Genomic DNA, 21,163 nt, shown 5'->3' on the forward strand with positions numbered 1-21,163 from the left:
CAGTCCCCTACAATCCAATTCCCAATAATTTCCTCAAACCAATCAATCAATGGAGCAGCTATGGCTTGGAATGAGCCAGGTGGCGGTAATCAAGACCCTTGGGGCGGCAAGAATGGCGGCGATAACCAAGGTCCACCCGACCTCGATGAAGTCGTGCGCAAACTCCAAGAACAAATCGCCGGTTTCTTTGGCGGCGGTGAAAACAAACCCTCACGGCGCAGCTCCTCGGGCGGTGATGATGGCGATCAGTTCGGCACGCGCATCATTGGTGTGGTGCTCGGTCTCGCTGTTGTCGTGTGGCTGGCTTCAGGCATTTACATCGTGGAACCTGCCGAACGGGGCGTGGTCACGCGGTTTGGTGCTTACGTTGACACCACTGGACCCGGACCGCATTGGCATTTACCGCTGCCGATTGAGTCGGTGGCAAAGGTGAATGTGGATGAAATTTCCACCTTCAGCCACCGTGCGGCGATGCTGACGCAGGACGAAAACATCGTTGAAGTTGAATTGACGGTGCAGTCGCGTATTCAGGATGCAGCGGATTATCTCTTTCAAGATCAATCGCCTGAGCGCACTTTGAACGATGCGACCGTGACCGTTGTGCGCGTGACGATTGGGCAGAGCAAACTCGATTATGTGATGACCGAAGGACGCGGCGCAGTGGCAATCACCATTAAAGAGCGCATTCAGGCGCTGATGGATCAGTACAAAACTGGTCTGGTGGTGACTTCGATCAACATGCAGCCTGCCAAGCCACCAGATCAAGTGAAAGCTGCCTTTGATGACGCAATCAAAGCGCGTGAAGATAAAGAACGCTAGAAAATCAAGCAGAAGCCTATTCTAACGAAGTGCTTCCACAAGCTCGCGGCGGTGCGGCGCGAATTTTAGCCGATGCCAAAGCCTATCGGGATCGGGTCGTTGCAGAATCGGAAGGTGAGGCGTCGCGCTTTACCGCAGTATTGAATCAGTACGCCAAAGCACCCGAAGTCACGCGCCAGCGGCTGTATTTAGAGACGATGGAGCAGGTATTGAGCGGTAATAACAAGATTTTGCTTGATGTACATGAGGGCGCGAACAGCCTGCTGTATTTGCCAGTGGAACAATTGATGAAGCAACAGAAACTCCAACCAGTGATTGAGCCGTCGCGCCCAGAGCCCGCTGCGACGACAACGCTTATGTTGCCGGAGCACAACGATCCATCATCACGCACGGTTGATCGTGATCGGAGAGCGCGTTAAATGAATCAATCCAATCGCTTAAAAACATTTATCCCCGTCATTCTCGTGACGCTGGCGCTGTTTTCTTACAGCTTTACCTTTGTTGTGCAGGAATACGAAGTCGCCATCAAGCTGCGTTTGGGTGAAATCGTGTCGGTTGATTTCCGTCCCGGTCTTCATTTCAAAATTCCATTGCTCAATCAAATCAAAACGTTCGACCGGCGTATTCAAACGCTTGATGCCCAGCCTGAACGGTTTTTGACGATTGAAAAGAAAGATGTGATCGTCGATTCCTACGCGAAATGGCGCATTTCTAATGCGGAGCAGTTTTTCCGTTCTACTGGCGGTAACAGCGCCCGCACCAGTCGCCTGCTGTCCGAGCGGATCAATACCAGTTTGCGTGATGAGTTCGGGAAACGAACGATTCAAGAAGTGGTGTCGGATGATCGGCTGGCGCTGATGGAAATTCTGACCCGAGAAGTGAATGACAACGCTGGTGATCTTGGCGTTAAAGTGATTGATATTCGGGTAAAAAAGATTGATTTACCGCCAGAAGTGAGTGAATCGGTGTATCAGCGGATGCGTGCCGAACGCGAGCGAGTCGCACGGGATTTGCGGGCGAAGGGTTCAGAAGCAGCAGAGCGGATTCGTGCCGATGCAGATCGGCAGCGCACCGTGACCATTGCTGACGGTTATAAGAATCTGAGCAAATTCGCGGTGAAGGTGATGCGAAAGCAACGGAAATTTACGCGGCTGCGTTCAATCAAGACCCGAGTTTTTATGCGTTTTATCGCAGTCTAAATGCGTATCGCACCACTTTCGGCAAAGGCAGCGACATCTTGGTGTTGCAGCCGGATTCGGAATTTTTCCGCTTTTTCCGCAAAGTATCTGGTGAATAACCGGCACATCGTTTGAACTGAACCACGCCCCGCTCGCAACGCGGGGCGTTTTTGTATCTGCTTAATATCCCTTGCTTTTCATCAGCGGCAACTCGTGATAATGCGCCAGCCGGATCACGCGACTTGTCAACGTTCCATCAGCATTCAGCAGCAACTCACGATAGCCCGGCAAATGTTGGTCATCGACCGCAAAATGCTGACTGCCGGGCAAAAATTGCACACAGGTTGCAGGTGCGCCGAGCAGTTGATAGCCACCGCGCATCGCCGCAAATTCCTGATGAACATGCCCAAAAATCACGGCTTTCACTTGCGGATGCTGGTCGCAGAGCTGCAACAACTCCTCGCCATTGTCTACGGCGAGCGTGTCCAGCCAGCGGCTGTGAATGGGCAGTGGTTGGTGATGCAGAAAAATCAGCGTTGGCGTGGTGTCTTCGGTTAATAATTGTGTCAATTCAGTGAGTTGTTTGCGCTGAATTCTGCCGTGATTGTGGTCGGCAACCTGCGAATTGAGCAGCAGCAGCTTCCACAATGGCAACCGCACTTGCTGAACGGGCGCAATCGCAGCAACACCAAAATGCGTCGCCAACAACTCAGGATGATCGTGATTGCCAGCGAGGCAATGTGTTGGACAATCGACCGCTGCAAGCCGATTACTCAGTGCGGCATAACTAACCGCTGAATTATCGTGCACCAAATCACCGGTCAAAATCAGCGCAGCTGCTGGTGTCGCTGTAGCCAGCGCCAGCACCGCTTCAAAGCTGGTGCGCGTGGTAATTCCCAGCAAACGACCGTCGGGAGTTGCGAAGAGATGTGGATCGCTTAATTGTAAAACGCGCAAAGGCGTTGAATTGAATGCGAACATGTTGATTCTAGGCGCTACACAATTAGAAAAGATTGGCAGTTAGCATCGTGTTTCCTGCTGATAACTGCCAACTAAATTCCTACGCATCGACAGAACATCAGCAGAAAAGCAAAATTGCCGCTTGTGAACTATGGAGAGCGACTGATGCGTGTGTTTGTGATTCCAGTGCTATTTGCAGTCATTCTAACGGGTTGCAATGCTGGTAATTCTTTGCAGAACAGCAATAACGGGCTGCCAGTGGACTGTTTAATCAAACCTAATCCCGGATCATGCCGAGCGAAGGAAACGCGCTTTTATTACGACTACCGAGATAATCGCTGCAAGCCTTTTATTTATAGTGGTTGCAAGGGTCGAATTCCCTTTCAGACCCAAAAAGAATGCAGCGATCATTGCCTCAGCGGACATTAGCGCCAGCCTAATTCAAATGCCGACCTTCAGCTTTTGCCCCGGTTGGATATTGTTATCGTCAGCGCCCATTTGGTTGAGTCGTCGCAATTCACTGACCGAAAGCCCGTTAATTGCTGCCACTCGGTAGAGCGTTTCCTGTGGTTGCACAACGTGATAGCGCGTTTTCGGAATCACCTTAGTTGCGACCATTCGTGCTGGCGCTGTGGATTGTTCTTTCAATGATTGAGTGTTGGCAACGGCAGCAACTCGCGGCGTTGTGGGTTTGGGTGGCGACGGATTGCGGGCTAACAATGACGCAGACACTGGCGGCGGTTGGCTGCCCACGCGCCGAATTGAACCTTCCGGCAACCAGATTGTGCTTCCCGCTGGCAAATTGGCGCGACCTTCGCGCACTGCATCGCGCCAATGCAAATTGAGATCAGCCAGCTGCGCAGTGGAAGTGCCGTAATACCGAGCAAGATTGGTCGCAGGCATGGTGTGCGCCAGCACGAGCCGATCATAGGGCCACGGACGTTCGTAATTCACGCCTTCCGGGAAATAACGCTGGGCGTTGTGCGCAACTTCGCGGGCAGCAATAAACTCGGCATAATAGTTACGCGAGGCAAATCCAAAGGCTTTTCCGTTGTAATTCTTAACAATTTTTCCGATTTGGTCGCCGTGCTGCGCTTTGGCTTTTGCCATTCCGCCTTGACCGTGATTGTACGAAGTGATCGCCAGCGGCCAACTTTTCAAACGCCGATATGCCTGTGACAAATAACGCGCTGCGCCGTCAGCAGCGAGAATCGGGTCATAACGCTCGTCGATATTGTCGTTAACCGTCATATAAATGCGCCCCGTTGCTGGCATAAATTGCCACACGCCGCTTGCGCCGACACTCGATTTTGCATTCATCTGAAATGACGATTCGACGTGTGGCAAATACGCCAAATCTGCCGGAACGTTGTGGCTCTGCATGATTTCGCGGAAGGTTTGATCGTAGCGTCCGCTCACTTCCAGACTGCGCCGAAAGCGTTCGCGTAATCCGCGCTGGGCACGCAAGCGATCTGCTGCGCCATAAACCGCCACTTTTCCGCCGCTATTTTCAAACTTCTCTAATAAGTCTTTATCCCGTGACGTGAGCGTTTGCCGAGAACGGATTCGTTCCTCTAAACCACGCAGCGCACTGATGTAATCGCTCAAACGCCCATCTAACCAATCTTTTTGGCTGGCGCTGTAGCCCGCTTGAATGGCTCCGGGAATTTTGGCGACTTCGTAAATCACGCCCATGTGTTCGTCATCGTGAATGGCAACTTCGCCGCGACTCCACACGCCATAAACATGCCGCCAAAAATCAACGTTGCCTTTAATTTCTGTGGGGACGGGAAAGGTTGCAGATGCACCGACATCGTTGTCACTGTCGTCGCGGTCACGTTTGCCACCGGAACCGGAGCAACCGTTCAAAATGAGCGTGATCGCCAGCAGTGCGATCGGAAATGTCCAAGCCAAACGGGAATGATGATAATCAGGGCGCATGAAGCAACTCCTCGCTGAACAATCTGATAAACAACGCGAAGTATCCTAGACAACCTACGGATGAGCAATCCAAATTCGGCATTTATGCGCCCAGTGGATCACAATTCGCTGCTTCCAATAACGCGGTCAAACGAATCAACGGCAAGCCAATGAGCGCGTTGGGATCGTCGCCTTCCAGCCGCGCAAACAGCGTGATTCCTAACCCTTCTGATTTGAAACTTCCCGCACAATCATAGGGTTGCTCGCGGTCAAGATAACGTTCAATGTGCTGGCGCGTCAGGGTGCGGAAATGCACGCGAAATGGCTCCACCAGCGTTTGCGCTTCACCAGTTGCAGCGTTGAGCAGACATAATCCGTTTTGAAACAACACGCTGCGCCCAGAGGCAGCTTCCAATTGCCGAATCGCGGTGTCGCGGTCATGTGGTTTGCCAAGCACAGCATCATCAAGGACGGCGACTTGATCCGAGCCAATGATGAGCGCGTCGGGAAACTGCGCCGCCACCGCTCGCGCTTTGGCTTCTGCCAGCCGCAGCACCAACGCAGTCGCCGTTTCATTTGACTGGCGGGTTTCATCGACTTGCGGCGCAACGGCAGTAAACGCCAAACCGAGTCGCGCCAGCAGCTCGCGGCGATACGGCGAAGTGGACGCCAAAATCAGCGGTTGCGACGGTGGTAAAAGTGAGACGCTGGCGCTCATGCCGCTGCCCTCACACGAAACACCGAGACGATTTCCGCCAGCGACTGTGCTTGATCGCTCAAACTTTCCGCCGCAGTGGCTGCCTGTTCGACCAGCGCCGCATTTTGCTGCGTCATGGCGTCCATCTGTCCGACCGCTTGCGTCATCTCGGCAATTTCGCCCGATTGCTCACGGCTGGCATCGCTAATTTCGGTAATCAGGGTCGCAACTTGCCGGAAACTGCTGACTAATTCCGCCATCGTGCGCCCAGTGCCTTCCACCAAATGCACACCCTCATTGATTCGCCCCACACTGTCATCAATCAACGCCTTCGTTTCTTTTGCCGCTTGCGCACTGCGCTGCGCCAAATTGCGCACCTCCGCTGCGACCACTGCAAAACCGCGTCCCAATTCACCAGCTCGCGCCGCTTCCACTGCGGCATTGAGCGCCAAGATATTGGTTTGAAAAGCAATTGAGTCAATTACGCTGATGATGTCCGCGATTTTATTACTGGAAATCTGAATCGCGCCCATCGTCGCCACCACGCTTTGCACCATATCGCCGCCTTGCTGCACTATTTCATTCGCATGGCGCGTAATGCCATTCGCTTTAATTGCATTATCTGCATTGCGCGACACTGCGCCATTAAGCGTTTCCATATTCGCCACAGTCTGTTGCAAATTACTGGCTTGCTCTTCGGTACGCGCCGCAAGATTAGTATTACCCGCCGCAATTTCCTGCGCCGCAGTATTCACCATAGTTGTTGTTTCACTCATCTGCGCCACAATATCACGCAATCGTTCTACGGTCATATTCGTATTATTTTTTAATTGACCAAAAACTCCCGCATATTCAGCAGTGATAGTACGCGTTAAATCGCCTTTTGCCACAGCATTGAGCACCTCAGCTAAATCGTTTAAGCCACTGGCAACAATGATCATCAATTGATTTAACCCTTCTGCCAATTGCCGAAAAAATCCGTCTTTATCCGCAATAGTAACGCGCTGCATTAAATCACCCTGCGCAGCAGCAAACACCAGCGCCGCAATTTTTTGTTCAATCGCCACTTCAGTTGTGCGATCCAACCACTGCGTCACGCGACCTTCATATACACCCGTATTTGAATGCACCGGACTCACTGTCACACGCAAATGACGCTGACTTACAATAGTGTCAAACATATGCACTTCATTGAATTCAGTGCGATACGCGGTGCGCGTTACTTCATCTTCAAAGTAATTTGATAAGCGCGTTCCTAGCATTTTATTCACATCGCATTCAGACTGATTGCGCTTGCTATTCTGACAAATGCTCTGCCACAATTGTTTTCCAGCATGATTAAAATACACCAGTGCATGTTGATCGTCAGAAACCGTCACCGGAATAGTGACATTATCAAGTGCAAAGCGAATACGCAGATTTTCTGCGGCAATTGCACGTTCTGCTGCAATACGGTTTTTGAGCGCCTGCTGCATGATTTTAATTGCGGCTAACACGCTGTTTTCAGCCTTACCCACAACCTGAATATCCATTTCCAAATCATCTCTGGCAATGCGGTGCGCAATTTGTGACGCATAGCTCGGTTCGCCGCCCAATTGGCGCATCAAATCGCGCAGCATCCACCACGATAATAGCGCTGCGCCGAGTAATCCTAAACCAACCACCATCAAAAACTCCCAGCGCGAAGAATCGGTAATGGTTGTAATTGCATCAACCTCTTTTTTTATCTCTTGATAAAAATGCGTTTCAATAACACGAACAAGTGCTTCCATTTCTTCCGATACCGGGCGATCAATACCCCTGACCAATTGATCGACGGATTTCCCTGTTTGCGGATTGATTGGATCGAATTGCTGCAATGCTTCAGTGTATTTTGTATTCAAATTAAAATGAGTCGTTTTGAGCAATTCCGCATCATCAGTTGGCAATCCTAATTGCTGCATCAAATAAATCACAATTTTTAATTGACTCTGTACAATCTGGTTTTCACGATTAAATTGCACAAGATGTTTTTGATAACGATCCTGTTCATTACCGCGAATGAGGATATTTTTCCATTCATGCACCTGAATTTGGAAATGAACATGTGCTGCTTCAATCGCTGCCGTTAACGAATTTTCAGTCTTGATAGATTCCAACCCAGCAAGACCAGTGTCCGAAAGTCGCTGCATGTTTCTAATGCTAAACAGGGCTAAAAACAGCAATAACACCACCATCAACACCAAGAATACGGTCATTTTTTTTCGCATTGTCATTTAAGTTCTCTATTGTCTTTGTTATTAGATTGACATCGAAATAAAAATCCCGATCATCAGTCGGGATTAGTCTGCGTTTATTGAGAATGATCGCGGTTAAACACTTGGTTTTTCGTTGTGTCCTCCAAATTGATGACGCAACGCCGAAAGGATTTTATTTGCAAAATTAGCTTCCCCGCGAGAATTAAAACGTTCATACAACGCAGTTGTTAATAATGGCGCAGGTGTGCCGGTTTCAATTGCCGCTAAACACGTCCATCGTCCTTCACCAGAATCCGATACCTGTCCATTAAAATGCGCTAGCGTTGAATCGGCGACCAGTGCATTTGCCGTCAAATCCAATAACCATGAAGTGACAACGCTGCCGCGTCGCCACAATTCAGCAATTTCCGCTAAATCAAAGTCATATTGGTAATGTTCAGGATGCGCGAGCGGTGTAGTTTCGGCATCAGTGGCATGATCTTGGCGACCAATTCCAGCATGTTTTAGAAGATTAAAACCCTCGGCATAAGCGCCCATAAGTGCGTATTCAATCCCGTTATGAATCATTTTAACAAAGTGCCCAGCGCCATTCGGACCGCAATGTAAATAACCCTGTTCGGCTGAAGTCATTGCACCGCTGCGCCCAAGTGTGCGCTCAATACCATTGGAACCCGGCGCAAGACTGCTAAAAATAGGATTGAGTTGTTCAATAATAGCGCGTTCACCACCAATCATTAAACAATAACCGCGTTCTAATCCCCATACGCCACCACTCGTTCCACAATCGACATAATGAATGCCGTGTGTTTTAAGCCGTTCAGCGCGAATCAAATCATCACGATAATGTGAATTTCCACCATCAATAAGCGTATCGCCATCTGTGAGTAATGGCAGTAATTCTTCAATAATGCTATCAACTGCACCTGCCGGAATCATTAACCAAATATGACGCGGCGTTTTTAATTCTGCACAAAACGCTGCCAGTTCAGTATGACCAATTGCGCCTGCGTCAACTAAATTGCCCAATGGTTCGGGATGATGATCGTAAACAACGCAGGAATGTCCAGCGCGTAATAATCGCAGTGCCATATTCGCACCCATTCGACCTAATCCAATCATTCCTAATTGCATGGCGTGTCGTCCTATTTTAGTTGTAAATAAAAAATAAGTTTGTCAATGTGCTGTCACACAATTCAAGCAATGATTTTCTCATCGTTATCTATTAGAAATACGTCCTTCTAAAACCACCACACTTCGCGCTTCGAGATGAAAATGTGCTGCGGCGAATAGATGCTGTTCACAAGGCGTAATCACACTTGGTTCGTGCGCAGTATTCACTGCTAAATACCAATGCAAACCCTTTATTACTGGCAGCGCAAATGCCAGCATTTTTTCGTTCATATTCAACATGATATGCAATGCCGGCTCATCTGCTGCTATTCCGGCCAAAGTAAACGCAAGCACCTGATTATGTGGATCATCCCAATTCGGAGTGTTTAATTCGATTCCATGCCAAACAATATCCGGCATGGTCTGATTAAGTGCGGGTTTTCCAGTTAAAAACCGATTGCGGGTTAATGTCGGATGACGGCGGCGCAATGCAATCATGGCGCGAACAAAATCGAACATCGCACGATGCGTTTCTACTTGCGTCCAATTTGACCAAGATAGTTCATTGTTTTGACAATAAGTATTGTTATTACCTTGCTTGCTGCGTAATACTTCATCGCCAGATAGCAGCATTGGAACGCCCTGACTAAGCATTAAAATAGCAATAAAATTACGTGCTTGTTGTTGCCGCAGCGCGAGAATTGCTGGATCATTGGTTGCGCCTTCATAGCCACAATTCCAACTGAGATTATAATCGTGCCCATCACGGTTATTTTCGCCATTAGCGATATTGTGTTTATCGTTATAACTGACTAAATCCCATAAGGTAAAACCATCGTGACAGGTGATAAAGTTAATTGAATTTAACGGTAAACGTCCGCGTCCTTCATATAAATCACTTGATCCTGCTAAACGTGTTGCAACTTCGGGAATTAAACCCGCGTCACCGCGTACAAAACTGCGAATGACATCACGATAACGTCCATTCCATTCTGCCCAGCGATAACCGGGGAAATCGCCGACCTGATATAACCCTGCTGCATCCCATGCTTCAGCAATAAGATGGGTGCGGCTTAAACGTGGAGAAAGTTCTGTTGCCCATAATACGGGTGCATGATATTGCGGATTACCATCTTCACCACGCGCCAATGCGCTGGCTAAATCAAAACGAAAGCCATCAACGTGCATTTGCCGCACCCAATACAATAACGCATCGACTAAAAAGCGCGTCACCATAGGATGATTGCAATTCACTGTATTCCCGCAGCCGGTGTAATCTCGATAATGACGACGGTCGTCAAAATCGAGGTGATAAAACATCTCGTTGCCGAGTGCTTTGAAATTGATAATTGGGCCGTCAACACCGCCTTCTGCGGTGTGATTGAATACGACATCGAGAATGACACCAATTCCGGCGCGATGCAGTGCTTTGACTAAATCGCGGAATTCATCGCGGGCGCAACTCGGTATTACCGCAAATCCGGGATGCGGGGCAAAAAAACTATGGGTGCTATAACCCCAGTAATTTTCTAAACCAAGCGCAGCGGTGGTTGGTGGAATATCTTGTGGATCAAATGCCATTACCGGCATCAATTCGACGTGCGTAATGCCTAATTCACGCAAATAAGGGATTTTTTCAATTACACCGGAAAAAGTACCGGGATGCGTAACACCTGATGAATGATGACGGGTAAAACCGTTAACGTGCATTTCATACACAACGGCGTTATTGAGCGGAATATACAGTGGTTCATCACCTTCCCAATCATAGTGATCAGAGACAACTTGCGCTCGCATTGCCGTAGCGATGTTATTGCCGGGGCAACAGGCTAAATCACGTTGCCATAAGCGATGACTGACTGTTTTTGCCCAGGGATCAAGTAAGGCTTTTCCATTATCAATACGACAACCTGTTTCACGAGTATCACAGTGACCATCAGCCCGCCAGTTGTAATAAATACCGTCGGGCAAACCTTCAATTAAAATATGCCAAAAAAAGAAGGTACGATTTGCACGAGGATCAAGTCGAATCACTGCATCTGGTTCGGTGCTGTATTCATCAACGAATAACAACAATTCCATCGTTTCGGTATAGCGTGAAAAGACGCAGAAATTCACTCCGCCAGAAACAACGGTTGCTCCGCCATAATCCCAGTTACCGGTATGAACGCGGTATCCGTGTAATCCCATTACAACTATTCTCCAATGATAATAAAACGATGATTAATGTTATTGATGTGAAATGATGCGTTATTTCAACATGCCGGGGACGAGCAAATAACCAATAACGGTACCAACCAGAATGCCCAAAATGGCACCTAATAAGATTCCATACCATTTCATTGCGCTGTTGCTCCTATGTGGAAAAGTAAATGTCGTGATTATGAGACAGGTTTGATTGTTGAGCCACTATTACAATAACGCCAGCATTGCGCTAAATACTTGCCACTGCGTTAGGCAGTGCCTACACTGCATCACTTAAAGCGGGTGTAGTTCAATGGTAGAACTTCAGCTTCCCAAGCTGATAGCGTGGGTTCGATTCCCATCACCCGCTCCACATTTTCCGCGCATTATTCTCCGCAGCACCACCTCAAGGCGTTTGTTCTGACTGATTTTTCTCCTAATAATTTTGCTGCTGCGCTCCTGATTTGGTTCGATCAGCACGGTCGCCACCATTTACCTTGGCAACACAACCCCACGCCTTACCGTGTCTGGGTGTCGGAAATCCTCCTTCAGCAAACGCAAGTCAGCGTGGTTATTCCGTATTTTCAACGGTTTATCGCGCAATTTCCGACCGTTCAGATTTTGGCGGATGCCCCACTCGATGCCGTGCTGGCGGTGTGGGCGGGTTTGGGTTATTACGCCCGCGCTCGCAATCTTCATCGTGCGGCGCAGTGCATTCGAGATCAGCATCAGGGCGAATTTCCGCTTGACCTCAAACAGTTGCAGGCGTTGCCCGGCATCGGTCGCTCCACTGCTGGCGCGATCCTTGCACTTGCAACCAATCAATCGCAGCCAATTTTGGATGGTAACGTTAAACGAGTGCTAACCCGTTGTTTTGCCATTGATGGCTGGCCTGGCCAACCCGCAGTGGAAGCGCAATTGTGGACACTTGCCGCACAACTTACGCCAACATTGTGCGTTGCGGCATACACTCAAGCGATGATGGATTTGGGTGCAACGGTCTGTACGCGCCACGCTCCAGCCTGTGATCGCTGCCCGTTGACCGCTCGCTGCCGTGCTCGCATTGAGCAGCGCCAGCAGCAATTACCAGCACCGCGTCCACGTCAGCCATTACCAGAACGCCTTGTTATGGTGGCGATTATTCGTAATTCTCGCGGCGAAATTCTGTTGGAGCGGCGAGCGCCGAGTGGTATTTGGGGCGGCTTGTGGAGTGTGCCGGAAATCAGTGGCGATCCAATCGCTTGGTGTGTGGAACGCTTCGGCGAGCGTCCGCAGCAGTTGACAACACTGCGCCCGCGCCGTCACACGCTCACGCATCTGCGCCTTAATCTTCAGCCGGTCATCATGCAACTGAATGGCGTAAACCATGAGGGTATTGATCAAACACATCAACGTTGGCTTGCAGATGGCGATCTCGCCACCATTGGTTTACCAGCGCCCATTCAAAAATTATTGACGGCGATGTTAACTTTTACACCGCCGGGAATTGATTAAAATCCATAACTTAGTCATCTACGGATTGAAGTCATGGAAACACGGCATAGACGCAAAAAAGCCTTGGTTGTTGATGATATGCCGTGGATGCGCATGGTCATTCGGTCATTACTGAATCACATGGGCGATATTGATACTGTTGAAGCATCAGATGGTTACGAGGCACTTAAATATCTCAGCGCCTGTCACGTTGATATTTTAATTTGCGATTGGAATATGCCCGGAATGACGGGTTTAGATGTCTTAAAAGCAGTGCGGCAGGAATTACAGCTTAACGATCTTCCCGTGTTAATGGTCACTGCCGAATATAGTCAACGTCAGGTCGCTGATGCAATTAAAGCGGCGTAACCGCTTATGTTTCTAAACCTTTTACCCTCAGTGTATTACAAGCGCATATTCTTGAATGTCTTGCCAAGAATAACCGCTAATCAACGATGATGTTTTAATCCGCAGCGACGAGATAAAATAACCATGGAACCCAGAAAAAATAAACCGTTACGCGCATTAGTGGTTGATGATATGGCATCAATGCGCATGGTGATTAAAGCAGTATTAAATCAAATGGGCTGCATTGATATCGTAGAAGCCAGCAACGGCAAGGATGCGTTACAATATCTCGTCGCCAATAACAATAGCGTTGATATTCTGATTTGTGATTGGAATATGCCCGGAATGACGGGTTTAGAAGTATTGCAAAAAGTACGCGCCAAGCCGGAATTAAAACGTTTGCCTGTGCTATTAGTGACTGCGAACAAAGCAAACAACAGGTGCGCGATGCAGCGAATGCCGGCGTGAGCGGCTATGTTTCTAAACCATTCACACCAGCGATTTTGCAAGAGCACATTCAAGCCTGCTTAAACAAACGTCCTCGTTAATGTGGTGGATACAGTGGCGGCAGCGGATCATTAACCGCCCGCGCTGGGTTCGCCTCAGAATGCTGCAACTGCGCCGATAACACTGCCCACGCCGCCGCACCATTCCACGCCATTTCTGCTGGCGCGTAGATCGCCCGATCTAATGCCGCCAACACCGCCGTACTTTCCGCATCATTCCAACGCAGTCCCAATTCCACCAATCCTCGCGGCGGCTGCTGCGGCCACCGCGCCAGCGCCCATTCCAATAATGCCGTTTGTGCTGCTCGCGCATCTGCCGCTAAACAGGCTGCTTCAATCCGTTTGTTGATTTGATGTAACGACCTTTGGCGCGACGTGGTTTCAGTTTGCGGCAAATTCAGCGTTCTGCCACTGCGCCGCTCGCGCCACCACCACGCCAGCGTTCCCAACCACAGCAGTCCGAACACCAGCGCCAGCCATGGCCACCATCCGCCCGATGATTTGGCTTCCGGTGTCACGGCAACGACCGGTTTCTCCACGACATTCGGCACAGGTGCAGCCACTTCTGGCGGGGCAACCGCAACTGATGGAGCTGGTGGATTCACGGGCGCTGGCGCTCCCGTCACCTCGATCATTCGCGCCGGAATCACCGCCACTTGCGGGGTATCGCTCACCGTGTTCCACCACGGCAGCCGAATCTCCGGCAAGGTCAGTGTCCCGGCGCGCGTGGGAACCAGCGCAATTTTCATACTTTTCAGTGCGGTTGCCGTTGTGCCCGGCAGATTTTCGGGTTGCGGTTGATCGGCATAAATCTGGATTCCGTCAACCGTTCCCATTGATAAATCAGGCAATTGCGCTGCAGTCACGCCCGTTGCCGTGATCGTCACCGTGCGCGTCACCGGCTCGCCGACGCGAAACAACGGCGGACTCGGCGTCCATTCATCGCTCAGTTGCAACGAAGTGGCTGGCAACCAATTGATGCCGCTGCCAGTCGGTTGCGCCCGCACCGTCAACGTGACATCCGCTGCCCGTTCAATCACGCGCCGTCCGCTGCTGGGCAAATTTTGCAAGAAGTTGCCAAAGGCTTGATCGAAATCCGCAAACGGATCGCGTTGTCGCGCTGCTCGCGGTGCGGGAATGACCGTGTCCAAACGCGGACTCTGAATCAGCAGTTGACCGCTGCGCTGCGGAATCAGCCGATAGTGGCGCTCAATCACCGCGTAACGCCGCCCGTTGATAAAAGTCTCTTCGCTGCGATCTTCGCCCACGCGCTCGACAGTTGCGCCGTCCACTGTCGGCTCGGTCAATGACGCTCGCGGCGGTTGATCCTGAAAATACATCCGCACTTCATAATCAACCACTTGCTGCACATAAGGCGTGAGCGTGTCGGTGCTGGCTTCCATAAACACTGGCTTATCTGCGCTGTCATCCGCCGTTTCGGTGACAGTGATAGCAATCGAATCACTGTGCATTGCGCCCAGCGCCAGCGGCGGAATCGTCAATTGCCCGCTGCGTTTGGGCGCGAGTTCTAACGTCCACTGCCGCGTGTGCGACATCGCGCCATTGATAATGCTGGTCATCGTGCTTTCGCCGCGATTGAGAAGATCAAAATCCGCTGCCAACGGCGTCACGTCCGGTTCTCCGCTGGCATCGCTATCGGCGGTGAGTTGCAGCGTCAACGTTTCGTTGAGACTCAAGCGGTTACGATCCACTTGCGCCTCAAAAGTGCCGGTTGCTGCGACCGCGCAGTTCAGTGAGGCAATGAAAATGATTAACAATTGCAATGTGCGTTTCATGGCAAACGCCCCTCACGGCGCAGATGTTGTAACAAAAAACGCTGGCGCAGCAGCCCTGCGGGATCATCAGGCACTCGGCGCAACTGGGCATCAAGTGCTTGTTGTTCCTCGCGTTGTTGCGGCGTGAGCGATTCTGCCTGCACCGCGTTTTCCAACGGGGTTTGTTCATTCGGTTGATCGGAAAATTCTGGGTTATCAGCAGATTCCGCTTGGTCGGCAGGGTTCATATCGGCAGCGGATGGCGCGGGAGATTTTTCTTCAGCCGCTGCTTCGGCAGGTTGCGGATTGGATTGAGCATCCGCAGCGGCTGGCGCTGGTTCAGATTGTTGATTGTCACCAGTTTTATGCTCATCAGTGGATTGTGGCTGCGCGGCTGGCGCATCCGGTTTTTCAGCAGATTCGTTGGATTGATCGCTGTCTTTTTGGTCAGAAGATGACGACTGCTGCTCCGACGATTGAGATTGCTGCTGCTGTTGTTTTTGCTCCGCCAGCTGCTGGCGCACCTGTTCTAAATTGTGTTGTGCATCAACATGATCGGGCATTTGCCGCAACGTGTTTTGATACGCCGCCGCTGCTTCTTCCAACCGCCCGAGTCGCGCCAACGCATTGCCCCGGTTGTAATCCGCCTCCGCACCATTCACACCAGCGAGCGCATCAAACGCCGCTTGAAAATTGCCCGCCTGATATTGCACCGCGCCAGCTTCAATTTGCTGCGCTGCCCGTTGATCGGCGCGTTGCCACCAATTTATTTCATCGTTTGCTTCACTCGGTGGCGCTGGCAGCAGCAGCGCCAGCAGCAACATTGACAATAACCAGCCGCGCCGAAATGCCAACGCAGCCAATCCCAGCACCGGCAATAACAGCCACGCGCCAGCTTCGCGCCATTGATCGGCAGTCAACGCGGTTGCTGTGGTATCCATGCGTGCTGCGCCCAGCGCCAGCAGCGTTTTTGTATCTGCATCGCCGATGTCGGCAGCGACATAAACGCCATTGCCAGCCGCCGCGAGAGTGCGGAGGTTGTCGGTTTCCAACTGCGCTAGCGCAATGCCGCCGCTGGAGTTTGGCGCAAATCCACCGCCGTTGGCATTCGGCACGGGTGCGCCTTTGGTGGTGCCGATGGCGAGCACCGCCAGCCGATGTCCGGCAGCGGCGAGTTGCTGCGCGGCAGTGATGGATGCAGCCATTTCGCCCACTGCATCGGTGACGAGAATCAGCGTTGCCTGCTGCGCTTGCGCCTGTTCTAACAATTCGCCCGCTCGCTGCAACGCCAAATCGGTACGCCGATCACCGGGCACGGGCAGCAATGCACTGGTCAACAGCGGCACTTGCGCGGCGATGGTTTGCGCATCGCCGGTGAGCGGCGCAACCACAAACGGCTCGGCACCAAATGCCAGCAGCGCCGTTTGTCCTTCGGTCGCGCCGCGCAGCAGATCGAGAATTTCAAACCGCGCTCGTGCCAACCGCGAGGGCGCGACATCCGCTGCGTTCATGCTCGGCGACAAATCGAGCAGGATCACGCGCTGCTGGCTGGCGGCAAATACCGGTTGCGGCAGCCGTTGCCACGTCGGACCGGCGAGCGCGATCACGATCAACGACCAGCCGATACTTAATAAAATCAACGGAGTGCGCTGCGTTTGTGCGGTGCTGCCCATTAAAAGATGCGCCAGCAAATGCGGATCGACGTATTTGCGCCAAATGGTCGCGTCGCTGGAATGTCTGCGCCACAGCGCCATCAGCAGCAACGCCAGCGGAATAAATGCGAGCAGCCACAGCGGACGCAGTAAATGTAATTCTGGCGGTAACATGTTGTTTAACATCGGTTAATGAACAGAATGGTGGCAGCAAAAACGTGAAATTTGTTGCAGTGCATGAATTTTAGGGTTTATCCGTATAGGGTTTTCCCGTAGACTGGGGTTTCCTTAAAACTGATCGATCCGCATTCCGCTCCGCTTGACCTGCGGAATAGGTCGTTTCTCGAAAAAAGGTTGGCACCAACTATGAAGAAGACACTTGCAACCGCTGCGCTGTTAACGTTGTTTTTTCCCGTTATTAGCGATGCACAGGCTGGCTCCGGTCAAACTCAGAAAGGCATGGCCTCCTACTATCACGATCGTTTTCATGGTCGCAAAACTGCCAGTGGTCAGCGTTACAACCGTAATCGCTTTACTGCGGCACACAAAACCTTGCCACTCGGCACCAAACTCGAAGTGACCAATACCCGCAATGGTCGTTCCATCGTGGTGCAAGTCAATGATCGTGGCCCATTTGCTAAGGGGCGCGTTCTCGACTTATCACGCGAGGCGGCGAGCGAACTGGGAATGCTCAGTCGTGGTGTCGCCCGCATTGAATATCGTGTTGTGAGTTCGCCAGCACGCACCAGTTCCTAAATCTCGCGCTGCGTTATTGACCGCGATTTTTCTTCCGATCCCGCTGTCTGGCGGGATTTTTCTAATAGTGCTTGAATGTGCGTTAACAACTGCGATTGCAATTGATGCAGTTGATCTCGCTGCGGCATTGACACTTCCTGCCGATGTTGAGAGCACTGCAATAACTCCAGCGCCAGCGTATGTAATTGGCGGTGAATCGTCACGATGGTCTGGAAACTCGGTAAGTGCCCGTAATAGGTCGCGCCTTCGCTCTCTAGCCACCGTCCAAAATGGCATTCCTGCACGTCCATCATCACCACAATTTCAATGTGTTGTTGTAGCGATTCATCTACAGCACGCATCCACGCCCGATGACCAACGTAGGCAAACAGCAACGGCAGCGCATCACGATTGAGTGGTTGTCGATGCAGCCAGACCAGCGGTGAATGCCAATGTTGCGCCCAGAGCACCAGTGCTTCGGCATTCATCGGCGGCGCGATGCTGTTGCCCTGTGCCAGCGTACAGCCGAGCTGCAACAGCAAATTGCCCTGTTCTTGAGATTCCACGCCATTGATGATGACCTCGCGGTGAAACGCAGCCGCCAGTCCAATCATGCTGTTGAGAATCGCTAAATCTTCCGGTTCGTCTAAAACACTGGGAATGTGCACCAAGTTGATGTTCAGCAGTGGCACTGCCAGCCGCTTCAAATAGGTTAGTGCTGCGTAACCCGCGCCGAAATCGTCAAGTGTGCAGCCAACACCAAGGGCACGACAGGCGTCGATCAGTGTGGCGGTGTGCGTGAGATTGGCGAGTGCCTGCGCTTCGGTGATTTCCAGTCGGAGCAAATCGGGCGCGAGATGCGGATGTGCCGATAACTGCGTTTTCAAATACGGAATCAATTGCTGTTGTTGCCGCGTGTTGATTCCAAAATTGATTTTGATTTGAACTGTAAAGTGCTGGCGCTGCCAAATTTCCAGTTGTGCCAGCAGCGTATCAATCACCCAAGTGTTGATTTCAATGGCTAAAAATTGGTTATCAAGCAACGGCATAAAGGTTGACGCTGGCATCCAGCCGTTCTCTGGATGTTCCCAGCCGAGCTGGGCGGCGACACCGACGATGACACCAGTACGCATGTTGACCTGTGGTTGATAACGCAGCGCCAGTTCGCCGCGCCCCAGAGCTTGACGAATGCGCTTCATTTGGTCTTGGCCGTTGTGCATCACGCTGGGCTGGCGAGCATCGAAACATTGATAGCGATTTTTGCCTGAGAGCTTGGCTTGATACATCGCTTGATCGGCTTGGCGCAGCAGTTGATCCGCATCAACGTCATCAAATTGCGGGTAAAACGTCACACCAACGCTGGCGGATACTTGCAACACGACATTATTCACATGTACCGGCTGCGCAGCTGCGCGGAGTAATCGCGTCAGCATCGGCAGGCAGCAAGCGGAATGTTCCAAATCAACCAATACGGCTACGAATTCGTCGCCGCCGAGTCGCGCCAAAGTGTCGCATTCACGCAAATTTTGTTTCATGCGCGTGGCGACGGTCATCAGCAATTGATCGCCAGCGTCGTGACCGTAGGTGTCATTGATAGTTTTGAAGCCGTCGAGATCGAGATAAGCCACTGCCAAACTCTGCTGGCGGCGTTTGGTTTGCGCCATCGCTTGGTCAAGTCGATAGGCTAAAAGCACACGATTCGGCAGAGAAGTGAGCGCGTCGTAATGGGCGATGTATTCAAGCTGGCTCTGGTGTTCTTTCATCGAAGTGATGTCAGAAATTAGCGAAACGTAATGTTGCGTCGCGCCTTGGGCATTACGTACGGCGCTGATGGTTTGCATCTGTGCGTAGATCTCGCCACTTTTGCGGCGGTTCCAGATTTCGCCAACCCATTGCCCTTCAGCAAGCAATGTGCGCCACATCGCGGCGTAAAACTCAACGTCGTGGCGGTTGGATTTGAGGATGCGCGGATTGCGTCCAATCACTTCTTCACGGTGATAACCGGTGATGTGCGTAAAGGCAGCATTGACATCAATGATGATGCCGTCGGCGTTGGTAATCATGATGCCCTCGCGGGCGTGGACGAACACGCTGGCAGCGAGTTGCAGTTGTTCGGTAATGCGACGACTTTCGGTGATGTCGGTGTGCGTAACGATGAAGCGCAGTGGCTGATTGTTGGCATCGCGGTTAACCACCATGCCGCGAGCGAGCAGGCACTTCCAACTGCCGTCTTTGCAGATCATGCGGTATTCACTGACATATTGGTGGATTTCGCTGTCAAAATAAGCCAGCAGCGTTGCCCAAGTTTGCCCAAGTTCATCAGGATGAATGCGTTCAGACCATTCACTGAGTTGATCACCAATTTCGTCTTTGTCAAATCCGAGCATGGTTTTCCAACGCCGCGAATAAAACACCGTACCGTCTCGCAGATTCCAATCCATCAGTCCATCACCCGCACCTTCCAGCGCAAAGCGCCAGCGAAATTCGCTTTCTTTCAATGCCCGTTCGCGCCGCCACAGTTTTTCGGTTAAATCCCGTTCGATACGCATACTGACCGAGTGCGCAGCAACGACAGCGTTAATCCAAATAACAAGCCACTGAGCATGATTCCGGCGATAAACGTTGCCCACACATCTCTCATGCTGTGCGGTGCGGCGATGCGATCAAAAGTTAACAGCCAATGTTTTCCATTAAAATCAATTGTCCGTTCCACTCTCAACCCGGTGGTTTGCTTGATGTGTGAGTCATCGTGGTTGCTAAACAACAGCGTTGCGGGCGTGGCTTGATCGCCGTCGTAAATATGCAAATGAATCAATTTACCCTGTTGAGAAACCCAGTCGCCCAAAATGCCCGTCATCAAATCGCTCATGCGATAAGGGCTGTACGTCCAACCAAAAAGTGCTGCTCGCCGCTGTTCCACCGTGTCTAGCGGCGCACCATTGCGATAAACCGGAAAATACATCAGTGCTCCTGCCTGCACGTCCGCATTGGTTTCCTGTACCAAAAAAACTTTGCCGCTCAGTGTGGTTCTACCAGAATCTCGCGCTTGCTCCATCGCTGCTCGCCGTACCGGTTCCGAAAACATGTCATAACCGAATGCGCGTAAGTTGCGATCTCGAAAGGGTTCTAGGTAAATAATCGCCGTATAACTCTCGCGTTCACCAGCCGGAGATAACTGGTAATCGGGAAAACCTTCAGCGCGAATGCTGGCAAGGTGGGCAGAAAGTTGATCGGGAGCAATGTGTTGAGAAAAGCCAATACCCTGAACACTCAGCACACTACGCGCTGGGTTTAGCTTTTCAACATAGGCGTGCCATTCGTGACGACTCACGGAATCTGAGCCGCAAATAACCCCGCTGCGCCCCGCAAAATCAGCGCATAAGCGGCAAGGCGTTCGTGAATTTTGAGGACAACCTGATCGCAATCAAACACGAATTGGCGTTGCGCCGCAGCGTCAATGCCATGTTTGACTTGAATACTCAGCAGCGTGGTCGCGAGTAAGCTACAAATGAGCAATGACCACGCGAGCCAAGAATGCTTGGCAAGGTTTTTTAGGATTTTCATCAAAC

16 protein-coding genes, 1 tRNA gene and 2 pseudogenes are annotated in these 21,163 nt (G+C 51.2%); 8 read left to right on the forward strand and 11 right to left on the reverse strand.

Going from position 1 to position 21,163, the window contains the following annotated elements; genetic code table 11:
- Window positions 1-60 precede the first annotated feature (60 nt).
- Both hflK and hflC read left to right on the forward strand, forming a co-directional pair.
- Window positions 61-1,238 (forward strand): annotated as a pseudogene (gene hflK, locus CXB77_RS17925) (FtsH protease activity modulator HflK).
- Window positions 1,239-2,116 (forward strand): annotated as a pseudogene (gene hflC / locus CXB77_RS17930) (protease modulator HflC). It begins immediately after the preceding pseudogene.
- Between the two features lie 61 nt (window positions 2,117-2,177).
- Here the strand turns inward: hflC and CXB77_RS17935 are convergent.
- Complete coding sequence (locus CXB77_RS17935) at window positions 2,178-2,978, reverse strand: metallophosphoesterase (protein WP_105074946.1); 801 nt, start codon at window positions 2,976-2,978, stop codon at window positions 2,178-2,180.
- A 144-nt stretch (window positions 2,979-3,122) separates the two neighbouring features.
- Here CXB77_RS17935 and CXB77_RS17940 point away from each other — a divergent pair, with 144 nt between their 5' ends.
- On the forward strand, window positions 3,123-3,386 hold the full coding sequence (locus tag CXB77_RS17940; RefSeq protein WP_105074947.1) for a BPTI/Kunitz domain-containing protein: 264 nt from the start codon (window positions 3,123-3,125) through the stop codon (window positions 3,384-3,386).
- 12 nt (window positions 3,387-3,398) lie between these two features.
- Here the strand turns inward: CXB77_RS17940 and CXB77_RS17945 are convergent, their stop codons facing one another.
- The 5 genes from CXB77_RS17945 to glgX form a co-directional block, all read right to left on the reverse strand.
- Complete coding sequence (locus CXB77_RS17945; protein WP_105074948.1) at window positions 3,399-4,898, reverse strand: lytic transglycosylase domain-containing protein; 1,500 nt, start codon at window positions 4,896-4,898, stop codon at window positions 3,399-3,401.
- Window positions 4,899-4,980: 82 nt separating this feature from the next.
- Window positions 4,981-5,595 carry a Maf family protein gene (locus CXB77_RS17950; RefSeq protein WP_105074949.1) on the reverse strand — a complete coding sequence of 205 codons (615 nt, stop codon included), beginning with the start codon at window positions 5,593-5,595 and terminating at the stop codon, window positions 4,981-4,983.
- Window positions 5,592-7,811, reverse strand: coding sequence for a methyl-accepting chemotaxis protein (locus CXB77_RS17955; RefSeq protein WP_172452743.1), 2,220 nt, complete (start codon window positions 7,809-7,811; stop codon window positions 5,592-5,594). Before CXB77_RS17955 ends, CXB77_RS17950 begins: the two co-directional genes overlap by 4 nt.
- Before the next feature lie 114 nt (window positions 7,812-7,925).
- Complete coding sequence (gene gnd / locus CXB77_RS17960; protein WP_105074951.1) at window positions 7,926-8,942, reverse strand: phosphogluconate dehydrogenase (NAD(+)-dependent, decarboxylating); 1,017 nt, start codon at window positions 8,940-8,942, stop codon at window positions 7,926-7,928.
- 84 nt (window positions 8,943-9,026) lie between these two features.
- The gene (glgX, locus tag CXB77_RS17965) at window positions 9,027-11,111 is read right to left on the reverse strand and encodes a glycogen debranching protein GlgX (RefSeq protein WP_105074952.1); all 2,085 of its coding nucleotides are present in this window, start codon (window positions 11,109-11,111) and stop codon (window positions 9,027-9,029) included.
- A gap of 293 nt (window positions 11,112-11,404) precedes the next feature.
- Between glgX and CXB77_RS17970 the strand changes: the two genes are divergently transcribed.
- From CXB77_RS17970 to CXB77_RS17985, 4 genes are all read left to right on the forward strand, one after another.
- Window positions 11,405-11,478 (forward strand) — tRNA-Gly (locus CXB77_RS17970).
- Window positions 11,451-12,599, forward strand: coding sequence for an A/G-specific adenine glycosylase (mutY, locus tag CXB77_RS17975; RefSeq protein ID WP_242445852.1), 1,149 nt, complete (start codon window positions 11,451-11,453; stop codon window positions 12,597-12,599). Before CXB77_RS17970 ends, mutY begins: the two co-directional genes overlap by 28 nt.
- 33 nt (window positions 12,600-12,632) lie before the next feature.
- Window positions 12,633-12,947 carry a response regulator gene (locus tag CXB77_RS17980; RefSeq protein ID WP_431520767.1) on the forward strand — a complete coding sequence of 105 codons (315 nt, stop codon included), beginning with the start codon at window positions 12,633-12,635 and terminating at the stop codon, window positions 12,945-12,947.
- Between the two features lie 123 nt (window positions 12,948-13,070).
- Window positions 13,071-13,394: a response regulator gene (locus CXB77_RS17985; protein ID WP_242445853.1), complete on the forward strand. Its 324-nt coding sequence runs from the start codon at window positions 13,071-13,073 to the stop codon at window positions 13,392-13,394.
- Between the two features lie 76 nt (window positions 13,395-13,470).
- On the opposite strand, the gene CXB77_RS17990 is transcribed toward CXB77_RS17985, so the two are convergent.
- Both CXB77_RS17990 and CXB77_RS17995 read right to left on the reverse strand, forming a co-directional pair.
- Complete coding sequence (locus CXB77_RS17990; protein WP_105074953.1) at window positions 13,471-15,228, reverse strand: BatD family protein; 1,758 nt, start codon at window positions 15,226-15,228, stop codon at window positions 13,471-13,473.
- Window positions 15,225-17,045 (reverse strand): VWA domain-containing protein, encoded by a 1,821-nt coding sequence (locus CXB77_RS17995; protein WP_242445854.1) that lies wholly within the window; start codon window positions 17,043-17,045, stop codon window positions 15,225-15,227. Before CXB77_RS17995 ends, CXB77_RS17990 begins: the two co-directional genes overlap by 4 nt.
- 180 nt (window positions 17,046-17,225) lie before the next feature.
- Between CXB77_RS17995 and CXB77_RS18000 the strand changes: the two genes are divergently transcribed.
- Window positions 17,226-17,615, forward strand: a complete 390-nt coding sequence (locus CXB77_RS18000; RefSeq protein ID WP_105074955.1) for a septal ring lytic transglycosylase RlpA family protein — start codon at window positions 17,226-17,228, stop codon at window positions 17,613-17,615.
- On the opposite strand, the gene CXB77_RS18005 is transcribed toward CXB77_RS18000, so the two are convergent.
- Genes CXB77_RS18005 through CXB77_RS22640 form a run of 3 tightly spaced genes read right to left on the reverse strand, consistent with a single transcriptional unit; the run spans window position 17,612 to window position 21,158 of the window.
- The gene (locus tag CXB77_RS18005; RefSeq protein WP_242445855.1) at window positions 17,612-20,143 is read right to left on the reverse strand and encodes an EAL domain-containing protein; all 2,532 of its coding nucleotides are present in this window, start codon (window positions 20,141-20,143) and stop codon (window positions 17,612-17,614) included. The genes CXB77_RS18000 and CXB77_RS18005 overlap by 4 nt on opposite strands.
- Window positions 20,122-20,925 carry a CHASE domain-containing protein gene (locus CXB77_RS22635; RefSeq protein ID WP_242445856.1) on the reverse strand — a complete coding sequence of 268 codons (804 nt, stop codon included), beginning with the start codon at window positions 20,923-20,925 and terminating at the stop codon, window positions 20,122-20,124. Before CXB77_RS22635 ends, CXB77_RS18005 begins: the two co-directional genes overlap by 22 nt.
- Window positions 20,922-21,158 carry a hypothetical protein gene (locus CXB77_RS22640; RefSeq protein ID WP_242445857.1) on the reverse strand — a complete coding sequence of 79 codons (237 nt, stop codon included), beginning with the start codon at window positions 21,156-21,158 and terminating at the stop codon, window positions 20,922-20,924. The genes CXB77_RS22635 and CXB77_RS22640 overlap by 4 nt, the downstream gene beginning before the upstream one ends.
- Window positions 21,159-21,163: the final 5 nt, after the last annotated feature.

Origin of the sequence: Chromatium okenii, from assembly GCF_002958735.1 — a bacterium.
Classification (GTDB): domain Bacteria; phylum Pseudomonadota; class Gammaproteobacteria; order Chromatiales; family Chromatiaceae; genus Chromatium; species Chromatium okenii_A.